The organism is Streptomyces sp. NPDC000880, assembly GCF_053599675.1.
The window spans coordinates 24,597-34,388 of record NZ_JBSFMS010000071.1 but is presented as its reverse complement, the minus strand read 5'-3'; the positions used below and the strand labels follow the sequence as shown (position 1 = coordinate 34,388).

The following is a 9,792-nucleotide window of genomic DNA, read 5'->3' as shown; positions in this document are numbered from 1 at the left end:
CCTCAAACGCCGGACGGGCTTGATTTTTCAAGCCCGTCCGGCGTTTGAGGACAGAACGGTGAGGCCCCCGCTCACGCAGACGTGCCCTCTTCGCGGCCCCGCATCGCTTCCAGCTCCTCGTTCGGGATCGCCCCGCCGAACCGCCGGTCCCGCTGCGCGTACTCCAGGCACGCCCGCCACAGATCCCGCCGGTCGAAGTCCGGCCACAGCACGTCCTGGAAGACCATCTCGGCGTAACTGCTCTGCCAGATCAGGTAGTTGGAGGTGCGCTGCTCACCACTCGGGCGCAGGAACAGGTCGACGTCCGGCATGTCCGGGTAGTACAGGTACTTCTGGATCGTCTTCTCGGAGACCTTCGACGGGTCGAGCTTGCCGGCCTTCACGTCCGCCGCGATGGCGGCCGCGGCGTCGGCGATCTCGGCGCGGCCACCGTAGTTGACGCAGAAGTACAGCGTCATCGCGTCGTTGTTCTTGGTCTGCTCCTGCGCGACCTGAAGCTCCTGAACGACGGACTTCCACATCTTCGGCATCCGGCCCACCCAGCGGATGCGGATGCCGAGCTCGTCCATCTCGTCGCGGCGGCGGCGGATGACGTCGCGGTTGAAGTTCATCAGGAAGCGCACCTCGTCGGGCGAGCGCTTCCAGTTCTCGGTGGAGAAGGCGTACAGGGAGAGGTTCTTGACGCCCATCTCGATGCAGCCCTTGAGGACGTCGAGGACGACGCCCTCGCCGACCTTGTGGCCTTCGGTGCGGGGCAGGCCGCGCTCCTTGGCCCAGCGGCCGTTGCCGTCCATGACGCACGCCACATGGTTCGGCACCAGCTCGCCGGGGATCTTCGGCGGGCGCGCGCCGGAGGGGTGCGGCTCGGGGACCTTGTACTCGCGGCGGGACCGGCCCAGGATTCCGCGTCGTGCCATGCGGCTCACATCTCCTATTTCTCTACGTATCTGAGCGAGCGCAGCCCGCGCTCCAAGTGCCAGTGCAGATAGGCGGACACCAGCCCACTGCCCTCCCTGACGTGGCGCGCCTCGCACGCGTCCGCCGTGGGCCAGTCGCCGGTCAGCAGCGCGCTGAGCAGACCGATGGCCTCCGCAGAGGGTACGACGCTGCCGGGCACCCGGCAGTCGCCGCATATGACGCCGCCGCCGGCGACGGAGAAGAAACGGTTGGGCCCGTGCATGCCGCACTTCGCGCAGTCCTCGAAGCTGGGCGCGTAGCCGTTGACTGCGAGGGAGCGCAGCAGGAACGCGTCGAGGATGAGATGCGGCGCGTGCTCGCCACGGGCGAGGGTGCGCAGGGCGCCGACGAGGAGGAGGTACTGCTGGACGGCCGGCTCGCCCTCGTGATCGGTGAACCGCTCGGCGGTCTCCAGCATGGCGGTGCCGGCGGTGTAGCGGGCGTAGTCGGTGACGATGCCGCCACCGTACGGAGCGATGGTCTCGCTCTGGGTGCACAGAGGGAGCCCGCGGCCGACGAGTTCGCTGCCGCGGGCGAAGAACTGCACGTCGACATGGGAGAAGGGCTCGAGCCGCGCCCCGAACTTGGACTTAGTCCGCCGCACGCCACGGGCGACCGCGCGGACGCGGCCGTGCCCGCGCGTGAGCAGCGTGATGATGCGGTCGGCCTCGCCCAGTTTCTGGGTACGCAGGACGACACCGTCATCACGGAACAGGCTCATGCGGCCATTGTCCCGTACGGACCGCTGTCGGTTGACCGGGACCGGTCAGCGATCAGTCGCTCACCCTCTCCTCCAGGCGGACCGTCACACTGTCCCCCGCCTCCTTGCCGATCGCCTTACGCACGTCCGCCTTCACGGGCAGCTTGTGCGTACCGTCCCCCAGGGCCATGAAGGAGCTCCGGAACGGATGACCGTCGATCGTCCCCCGGACCTTGACCAGGCCCCGAGTGCCGAAGTACTCGACCGACTCGGGCCAGACCAGATAGGTCCAGCCGCCCTTCTCGGGGCTCTTCTGCAGCGTTGCGCTGAATTGTTTGTCCATGTAGGCAGGACGGCGCGGGGCGGGCAAACTCATCGGCCCCCTCCGGATGGATCGAGGAGCAGGGTTTCGCGATGAGCCATTCCATATAAGAATTGGACAAACACCACTGACGAGCAGGCCACGCCATCATCGCAGCGATCGGGGCCAGCGTGTTGTCCAGCGATATCAGGTTGAGCACGCACCCCTTCGGCACTATGAGCGCCGAAGGCACGGCGGAGCGTGACAACGCGCTGGCTGATGCCGTCCTCAAAGCCGTCGAGGTGACCGGGGCGCATGCGGCGAGTGTGTTCCTGAGCTCCCGCAACCGTCACACGCTGGTACTCGCCGCAGCGGCCGGTATGCCGCCTTCCCTGCTCGGCGGCTGGCGGCGGATTCCTGTGAACAGTCCCATTCCCGTCGCGGAGGCGTTCCGCTCCAGGCGGACGGTCCATCTGGCCGACGCCGATGAGACCATGCGGCGATTTCCCCAGCTCGCAGTGGCACTGCCCTACCCTTTCGGCTCCGCATCCGTACCGGTCACGGCGGGGCACGAGACCTTCGGGTCCATGGCCGTGGTGTGGGCCGCCAGGTCCGGAGGGAAAGGGCTGTCCAAGGCGCAGCGACGGCAGTTGCGCACCGCGGCCGGCCGCCTCGGACTGTCGCTCGCCGAGCTGAACGCGCGCGGCGCCGACGTCTGGTGCGACATGGAGACCGTTCCGGTGGAGGTCCCGGTACCTTCCGCCTCGGCGGTACGGGTAGGCCTGTTCGACTGGAACCTCGGCACCGGAGCCCTCGAAGCGGATGCCACGTTGTGTGCGATCTTCGGCCTCGCCCCGGACGAGTACGACGGACAAGCGGCCACGCTGGCGGCCAAGTTGCACCCCGCGGACCGTCCCGGTTTCCGGGCTGCCGCCCGTACTGGGGTCGAGAAGGGCCGCATCCTCGCCCAGTGCCTTCGCGTGCCGGAGAAGGGCGGCGGTCACCGCACCATCGAGCTGTGGGGCCGGGTACCGGAGACCGCCGCCGGCCACCAGGCGCGGCCCCACCTGGTGGGCGGGGTCCTTGACCTCGGGGCCGGTATGGCCGCCGTCGCGGCGATCGAACGGCTCACGGACGGCTTCTTCTCCCTCGACAGAGAGGGGCGGGTGACCTACGCCAACCACAGTCTGGTGCGGCTGATGCGCATACGCCGGCAGGATCTGGTGGGCCGACGCCCCTGGGACGTCCTGCCGTGGCTGGCCGATCCCGCCTACGAAGACCGCTTCCGGGCCGCCAGGGTCTCCCAGCAGCCCGTCTCCTTCCTGGCCCAATCCCCCGACCAGTGGCTCGTGTTCTCCCTCCGCCCGGATGCGCAGGGCATGACCGGCTGGGCAGCGCCGGCCGGACAACCGGTCCCGGCCGGGGCCGAGCCCGGAGCACCGCCCGCAAAGACAGTAGGGGCCGCCCCGTCCTCGCGGCCCGCGCCGACGCGCCTGGGCGCCATCTATCGCGTCCTTCAGATGAGCAGCGCCCTGACCGAGGCGGTCACCGCGCGCGAAGTGTGCGATGGCGTCGCCGACCAGCTCCTGCCCGCCGTCGGCGGTCATCGACTGGCGATATACGTGGTGCACGAGCGGCACATGCGTCTGCTGGCGCAGCGTGGCTACCGCGAGAGCTTCCTGGAGCGGTTCGAGGGCGGGCCGCTGCATCACGCCCGGGGGCCCGTGACCGGGGCACTGACCTCCGGGGTCCCGCTGTTCATCGAATCGAGGGAAGAGTTCCTGCGGGCCTATCCCGAACTCCACGCCGAATCCAGCTCCTTCGCGTTCCTGCCCCTGATCGCCTCCAGCCGCCCCGTGGGCGCCTGCATCCTGGGCTTCGACGAGGTCCATCCGTTCTCCAACGAGGAACGAAGCCTCCTCACCGCGCTGAGCGGGCTGATCGCCCAGGCACTGGAACGTGCCAGGCTCTACGACGCCGAATTCGCCCTCGCCCGGGGCCTGCAGAACGCGCTGCTTCCGCACCGGCTGCCCACACTGCCGGGCGTCCGCGTCACCGGCCGGTACCTGCCCGGTACCCGCGGGATGGACATCGGCGGCGACTGGTACGACGCGATCCCCACCGACCGCGGCATCGTGCTGGTCGTCGGAGACGTCGAGGGCCACAACGTCGCCGCCGCAGCCACCATGGGCCAGCTTCGCAGCGCGGTACGGGCCTTCGCCTCAGCGGGCCACCGACCGAGCGATGTGATCGCCAGTACCAACCGGCTGCTCCTCGACCTCGACACCAGGCTCCTCGCCAGCTGCTGCTACGTCCTCCTCGACCCTGGTCCGGGAGTCGCGCACATGGTCCGCGCGGGCCACTGCCCGCCCCTGCTGCGCCGGCCCGACGGACACACCGAGTTCCTGGATCTGCCAGGCGGCCAGCTACTCGGAGTGGAACGCACCGTCGACTACCCGGAATCGGAGCTGAGTCTCCTGCCCGGCTCAGTCCTGGCCCTCTACACGGACGGACTGATCGAGACAGGCGAATCCGACATCGGTGTGGGCATGGACCGGCTGCGGACCTCGCTGGCCCATGCTCGTGTGGGCTCCCTGGAAGAACTGGCCGACGCACTCCTGCGGGACGCCCGCCAGTCCCCGAACCGAGTGGACGACATCGCGCTGCTCCTCACCAGGTACACCCATGCCTCGCCGCCCATGTCCCCCGCCGGGTGAGCAGAAGCGGGCACCGGACGGCCGACGTCAGGTCACCTCGCCCCGGCTGCGAGCGTTCACGTACGCCGTCGTCGCGCTGATCCGCTCCGCCGCGGTCGCGGGCCGCACCGCGTCCGGCTCGCACTCCCACTCCCGGCCCCCGCCGACGGGTCTCAGCAGCAGCCGGGAGCCCGCCTCCCCCATGAGCCGGCCCACCTGGCCGGTGCGGATGTCGACGACGTAGGACCCGACGGGCGGCATCACCGTGTGACTCCTCCTTCCTTCGGCAGTACTGCCGTGAGCATGCGGATGATGTCGATGGTGCAGAGCCCCAATTCGACCAGGGGACAGGGCACCTCCCGTGCGTACGAAGCGGGCTCCAGGCGCAGCGACGGCAGGGTAATGCCGGACCGTTCCAGGGCCGTACGCAATGTGTTCACAGCTTCCTCCGCCTCTTCGATGTATTCCACCGAGTGCCGCGGGTTTTCCTTGCGCGCCATGACTTCCCTTCCCGATCCGGTTTCACGTTTCGCGTTACAACGGTGACGGCGCGCAGCTACTCTCAACAGGGGTATGGGCACTACAACAGGGCAGCTGCACAAGGGGTTTGATCCATGGCCAACGGTTCGCGGCAGGCGGCTTGGGAGTTCTTCGGGACCGAACTGAAGCGGCTCCGGGAGGAGGCGGGATTCACCCAGGCGGCCCTGGGCGCGCGGGTTTTCGTGTCAGGTGGTTACATCGGTTAATTCGAACAGGCCATTCGGAAGCCGCAATTGGATGTGGCGCAGCGGATCGATGAGACGCTGCAAACCGGAGGCTTTTTCGAGCGGATGTGTCGGAAGCTGATCAAGGAGGAGCGGTACGCGGACTACTTCGCGCACGTGGCGGAGCTGGAGCGGCTGGCAACGAAAGTCTGCGACTTTGCGCCGGCGGTAGTCCCGGGCCTCCTCCAGACGGCCGAGTACGCGCGCGCGGTCTATCTGGCGAGCAACCCGCTCGCCTCCGATGAGTACATCGAGGACATGGTCAGAGCGCGCATGGACCGCGCACCGCTCCTCAAGGACGCTACACGGCCCGTGTATTGGGCGATCCTGCACGAGACCGGTACGACCTGAGCACTGCCCGGTGGCGCAAGAGCACCTGCAGCGGCGGCGACGGCGGGGAGTCGTGCGTCGAGGTCCCGTACGACTTCGTGGGCGCGGCCCAGTGGCGCAAGAGTACCTACAGCGACGGCACCGGCGGCAGCTGCGTCGAAGTCCTCGACAACATCCCCGGCGTCGTCCCCGTCCGCGACAGCAAGACCCCCGACGGCCCCGTCCTCGTCATCGGAGCCGCCAGTTGGACCGCTTTCGTCGATGGTGTCCGCCTCTAGAGCGCTCCAACTCCGCGTCCTTGTTGATGGCGCGGGCCAGGATCACCCCGATGAGGATCAGCCCGACGCCGAACCAGGACGCCGCGGCGTCGAAGATCAAGGAGACGACGCCCACCGGGATGATCAAGCCAGCCACCGGGATCAGCAGGTTGCGCACCGGTGGCGGGGGCTCACCGGTGCGGTGCCGGCTGCGGACGACCTGGGGGTACCACTCGGTGAAGCTCAGCGCGGTGACGATCGCCGCGATCTGGATGATCCACACGGTCCAGAGGTTGTTCGGGTTCTGCAGGACAAGGTCGCCGAAGCCGCCCGCGACGGCCGCCACGAGGAAGGCCGCGCCCCAGATGCCGGTGATCACTTGGTTGGCGTGGAGGAACTCCGGCGACTTCCAGTACTCCGGGCCGACGCGTTCCCGTCCGTACTGCATCGTGAAGGGCACCCGTACGGCCATCGAGCCGAAGGCGATGACCACCAGCGCGAGGTTGGAGATCTCACCCGCGTACGTCTCCAGCCATCTGTGGGTGCCCTCCGACGAGCCGGCTCCGATGCCCGCGAGCATCGCGAAGAAGACGATGTCCGACACCTCCAGGATCTTGAGCGAGGTGCCGCGGTAGAGCATCCGCGCCGCGACGAAGAGCACCACCGACACGGTGAGGGCGAGGCCCACCGCCAGTTCGAAGCGGCCCGGGCCGACAACGACCGAGAAGATGATCCACGGGGACATCCCGACGATCGGGCTCTCGAGCGCGGCGGCGAGCCGGCCGCCGGGTGCCGTGTTTTCGACAGCGTTCATCGCGGGGGCCCCTTCGCCCGGGCAGATCCTCCTGGTTCCCAGCTTCCCGCGTGATGCCCGGCGGCGCGATAGGAGGCCGGGGCCCTGCGGGCGGCCGAGGGCAGGAGGTTAGGGTGTCCTTACCCCGCCCCATCCGGGCGCCGGGTCATAGATCAGGCTTATGGGTTCATAGGTGCAGGGCGGGTACCGCGGTGGGAGTGCCGTTGCCAGGGTGGCGTAGAGAGTCGGCTCCCTCCGCACGCGCCGGGCCGTCTCACTCGCCGGGTCACGCCCCGTGGACCTCGTTCGAAGGGAACCATTCATGCCCCGCCCTCTGCGGATCGCGATCGTCGGTGCCGGACCGGCCGGAATATACGCCGCCGACGCACTGCTGAAGTCCGAGGCCGCAGTCGAGCCCGGCGTGTCCATCGACCTCTTCGAGCGGATGCCCGCGCCGTTCGGGCTGATCCGGTACGGCGTCGCGCCCGACCACCCGCGGATCAAGGGCATCATCACCGCCCTCCACCAGGTGCTCGACAAGCCGCAGATACGCCTCTTCGGAAATGTCGACTACCCGAGCGACATCGGCCTGGACGATCTGCGTGAGTTCTACGACGCGGTGATCTTCTCCACGGGCGCGGACGCGGACCGAGCGCTGGACGTCCCCGGCATCGAGCTGGACGGTTCGTACGGGGCCGCGGACTTCGTGTCCTGGTACGACGGCCACCCGGATGTGCCGCGCACCTGGCCGCTGGAGGCCGAGAAGGTGGCCGTGCTCGGCGTCGGCAACGTCGCCCTGGACGTGGCCCGCATCCTGGCCAAGACCGCGGACGAGCTGCTGCCGACCGAGATCCCGCCGAACGTGTACGACGGCCTGGCCGCCAACAAGGCCCTCGAGGTGCATGTGTTCGGGCGGCGCGGTCCCGCGCAGGCCAAGTTCAGCCCGATGGAGCTGCGGGAGCTCGACCACTCGCCGAACATCGAGGTCATCGTCGACCCCGAGGACATCGACTACGACGAGGGCAGCATCGCCACCCGCCGGGCCAACAAGCAGGCGGACATGGTCGCGAAGACGCTGGAGAACTGGGCGATCCGGGATGTCGGCGACCGGCCCCACAAGCTGTTCCTGCACTTCTTCGAGTCCCCGACCGAAGTCGTCGGCGAGGACGGCCGCGTGGTCGGGCTGCGTACGGAGCGCACCCAGCTGGACGGCACGGGCAATGTCACCGGCACGGGCGAGATGCGCACCTGGGACGTGCAGGCCGTCTACCGTGCGGTCGGCTATCTCTCCGACGAACTGCCCAAGCTGCCCTTCGACTTCCTCACCGGCACCGTGCCGCACGAGGGCGGGCGGGTCGTCGAGGGCGGCGAGCACCTGCAGTCGACGTACGTCACTGGCTGGATCAAGCGCGGCCCGGTCGGCCTGATCGGCCACACCAAGGGCGACGCGAACGAGACGGTCGCCAATCTGCTGGACGACCACGGCAACGGTCGGCTTCACACGCCTGCCGCGCCCGGCGAGGAGGCGGTCGTCAACTTCCTTGAGGCCAAGGGTGTTTCCTACACCACGTGGGAGGGCTGGCACCGGCTGGACGCGGCGGAGCGTGCGCGGGGTGCGGCGGAAGGCCGCGAGCGCGTGAAGATCGTCGACCGTGAGGCGATGCTGCGGGCGAGCGAGGCCTAGGCACTCGGGGCTCCGCCCCGGACCCCTCCCCCTACGCCCTGCGGGCATGGGGGGACCGGGAGTTGAGACTGGTGAGGTCGCATGTTCAGGTGTCGCGTATTCCGCGGACGGCTCTCCGATCTGATCACGGTGAGTGGTCGCCGGCGGAGGGCTGAGACAGGCGGGGTGGCTGGCGCTCCGTCCAGGCCCCGTGGCCCCAGCCCGGACACCAGGGAACAAGTGACCCGCCGGTAGCTTTCAGGGCTTCGCGGTGGTGGCTTTCTTCGGCTGGCGGGGCACGGTCTTGGTCTTGTCGAGATGTCCGTACACCGTGGAGCGGGACACGTTGAAGATATCCGCGATCTGCTGGACGGTCTTTCCCCGGGCGTCGTACAGCTGCTGGGCGAGGGCGGACTGGTCGGCCATGAGCTTCGGCCTGCGCCCGCCGACGCGGCCGCGGGCCCGCGCGGAGGCCAGTCCGTCGTTCGCGTTGGCCACGATCAGTTCTCGCTGGAGCTCCGCCAGCACCGAGAGCATCCCGAACATGGCGCGCCAGGACGAGAGCAGTCAGCGGGGCAGCAGTGGCGGGCGCAGCAGGGTGATCACGACGTGCGGGTCGGTGTCCATGCCGCAGATGTAGGTCAGCAGGCCTCCAAAGCCCATCAAGGCCAGCACCGCGTCCCGGTCCGCGGCGGTAACCGGCGCACCGGCATACGGCCCGACCCGCCCGGATATGCAGGGCGGGTCGGGCCGGGCCGCACGGTACCGCCGTCAAGATCTGCCGGGCGCGACGGCACTCCGACGGCAGTTCAGAGCGGGGAACACGTCACCTCCCCGGTGGCATGTCCGGTTCCGGTCGGCGCAGACCAGCGGGAGACTGGTGGCAGGCCGCGGGGCGGCCAGGGCCGCGTAGATCGGGGGGATCCGTGATCCTGGCTCGCGACCGCCGCGGGACGGGGACCGCATGGAACACCTGACGGCCAACGACGACGCCCACGGCTGCGACACCTCCCCGTCCGGCCGAACGGGTGAGCCTGCGGCAGTGCCGGGAGTGCAGGTGGCCGGCCCGGTGGCCTCCCCGCAGAGGTCGATTCGGAGGGTTTACCTATCTCTGATGGCGGTATGTCACGGGAAGCGGCTTTTGGCCGTAGGTGGTTGGCTGAGGATGGCGGCGGGCTGGTTTTCCAGGTTCCGTCGTTTCGTCGGTCGGTCCCCGGAACTCAAGGAGAGTTCAATGTCGGTCTACACCCCCCAGCAGCAGAATTACGGCCAGCAGCTCGGCCAGCAGCAGCCCTACAGCTCGCAGGGCCTCGGTCAGCAGCAGCCGTACG

The 9,792-nt window shown here is 68.9% G+C and carries 10 protein-coding genes and 1 pseudogene; 4 read left to right on the top strand and 7 right to left on the bottom strand.

The window, feature by feature from the left end; genetic code table 11:
- Positions 1–71: 71 nt before the first annotated feature.
- Genes ACWDO5_RS22390 through ACWDO5_RS22380 form a run of 3 tightly spaced genes read right to left on the bottom strand, consistent with a single transcriptional unit; the run spans position 72 to position 2,000 of the window.
- On the bottom strand, positions 72–917 hold the full coding sequence (locus ACWDO5_RS22390; protein WP_450532106.1) for an isoprenyl transferase: 846 nt from the start codon (positions 915–917) through the stop codon (positions 72–74).
- Between the two features lie 14 nt (positions 918–931).
- Positions 932–1,678, bottom strand: coding sequence for a DNA repair protein RecO (recO, locus tag ACWDO5_RS22385; RefSeq protein ID WP_450532105.1), 747 nt, complete (start codon positions 1,676–1,678; stop codon positions 932–934).
- A 52-nt stretch (positions 1,679–1,730) separates the two neighbouring features.
- Positions 1,731–2,000: a DUF1905 domain-containing protein gene (locus ACWDO5_RS22380; RefSeq protein ID WP_450532107.1), complete on the bottom strand. Its 270-nt coding sequence runs from the start codon at positions 1,998–2,000 to the stop codon at positions 1,731–1,733.
- A gap of 170 nt (positions 2,001–2,170) precedes the next feature.
- Between ACWDO5_RS22380 and ACWDO5_RS22375 the strand changes: the two genes are divergently transcribed.
- On the top strand, positions 2,171–4,675 hold the full coding sequence (locus ACWDO5_RS22375) for a SpoIIE family protein phosphatase (RefSeq protein WP_450532104.1): 2,505 nt from the start codon (positions 2,171–2,173) through the stop codon (positions 4,673–4,675).
- A gap of 27 nt (positions 4,676–4,702) precedes the next feature.
- On the opposite strand, the gene ACWDO5_RS22370 is transcribed toward ACWDO5_RS22375, so the two are convergent.
- On the bottom strand, positions 4,703–4,915 hold the full coding sequence (locus ACWDO5_RS22370) for a hypothetical protein (protein WP_450532103.1): 213 nt from the start codon (positions 4,913–4,915) through the stop codon (positions 4,703–4,705).
- Positions 4,915–5,154, bottom strand: coding sequence for a hypothetical protein (locus tag ACWDO5_RS22365; RefSeq protein ID WP_450532102.1), 240 nt, complete (start codon positions 5,152–5,154; stop codon positions 4,915–4,917). The genes ACWDO5_RS22370 and ACWDO5_RS22365 overlap by 1 nt, the downstream gene beginning before the upstream one ends.
- A gap of 114 nt (positions 5,155–5,268) precedes the next feature.
- Here ACWDO5_RS22365 and ACWDO5_RS22360 point away from each other — a divergent pair.
- Positions 5,269–5,754, top strand: a pseudogene (locus ACWDO5_RS22360) (Scr1 family TA system antitoxin-like transcriptional regulator); the annotation flags it as partial.
- Entirely contained in the window at positions 5,736–6,026 is a 291-nt protein-coding gene (locus ACWDO5_RS22355; protein ID WP_450532101.1) for a DUF397 domain-containing protein, read from the top strand. The pseudogene ACWDO5_RS22360 and the gene ACWDO5_RS22355, both read left to right, overlap by 19 nt.
- Here the strand turns inward: ACWDO5_RS22355 and ACWDO5_RS22350 are convergent.
- On the bottom strand, positions 5,977–6,819 hold the full coding sequence (locus ACWDO5_RS22350) for a hypothetical protein (protein WP_450532100.1): 843 nt from the start codon (positions 6,817–6,819) through the stop codon (positions 5,977–5,979). The two genes, ACWDO5_RS22355 and ACWDO5_RS22350, sit on opposite strands and share 50 nt — an antisense overlap.
- 301 nt (positions 6,820–7,120) lie before the next feature.
- On the opposite strand from ACWDO5_RS22350, the gene ACWDO5_RS22345 reads away from it, so the two are divergent.
- On the top strand, positions 7,121–8,482 hold the full coding sequence (locus ACWDO5_RS22345; protein WP_450532099.1) for an FAD-dependent oxidoreductase: 1,362 nt from the start codon (positions 7,121–7,123) through the stop codon (positions 8,480–8,482).
- A gap of 237 nt (positions 8,483–8,719) precedes the next feature.
- Here ACWDO5_RS22345 and ACWDO5_RS22340 read toward each other — a convergent pair whose 3' ends face one another.
- Complete coding sequence (locus ACWDO5_RS22340) at positions 8,720–9,007, bottom strand: helix-turn-helix domain-containing protein (RefSeq protein WP_450532098.1); 288 nt, start codon at positions 9,005–9,007, stop codon at positions 8,720–8,722.
- Between the last annotated feature and the right edge of the window lie 785 nt (positions 9,008–9,792).

Excerpts from the sequence above, each read along its gene's own strand:
- ACWDO5_RS22370 (WP_450532103.1), bottom strand. The coding sequence starts at position 4,915 with ATGCCGCCCGTCGGGTCCTACGTCGTCGACATCCGCACCGGCCAGGTG.
- ACWDO5_RS22380 (WP_450532107.1), bottom strand. The coding sequence starts at position 2,000 with ATGGACAAACAATTCAGCGCAACGCTGCAGAAGAGCCCCGAGAAGGGC.
- ACWDO5_RS22340 (WP_450532098.1), bottom strand. The coding sequence starts at position 9,007 with ATGTTCGGGATGCTCTCGGTGCTGGCGGAGCTCCAGCGAGAACTGATC.
- recO (WP_450532105.1), bottom strand. The coding sequence starts at position 1,678 with ATGAGCCTGTTCCGTGATGACGGTGTCGTCCTGCGTACCCAGAAACTG.
- ACWDO5_RS22390 (WP_450532106.1), bottom strand. The coding sequence starts at position 917 with ATGGCACGACGCGGAATCCTGGGCCGGTCCCGCCGCGAGTACAAGGTC.
- ACWDO5_RS22365 (WP_450532102.1), bottom strand. The coding sequence starts at position 5,154 with ATGGCGCGCAAGGAAAACCCGCGGCACTCGGTGGAATACATCGAAGAG.
- ACWDO5_RS22345 (WP_450532099.1), top strand. The coding sequence starts at position 7,121 with ATGCCCCGCCCTCTGCGGATCGCGATCGTCGGTGCCGGACCGGCCGGA.
- ACWDO5_RS22350 (WP_450532100.1), bottom strand. The coding sequence starts at position 6,819 with ATGAACGCTGTCGAAAACACGGCACCCGGCGGCCGGCTCGCCGCCGCG.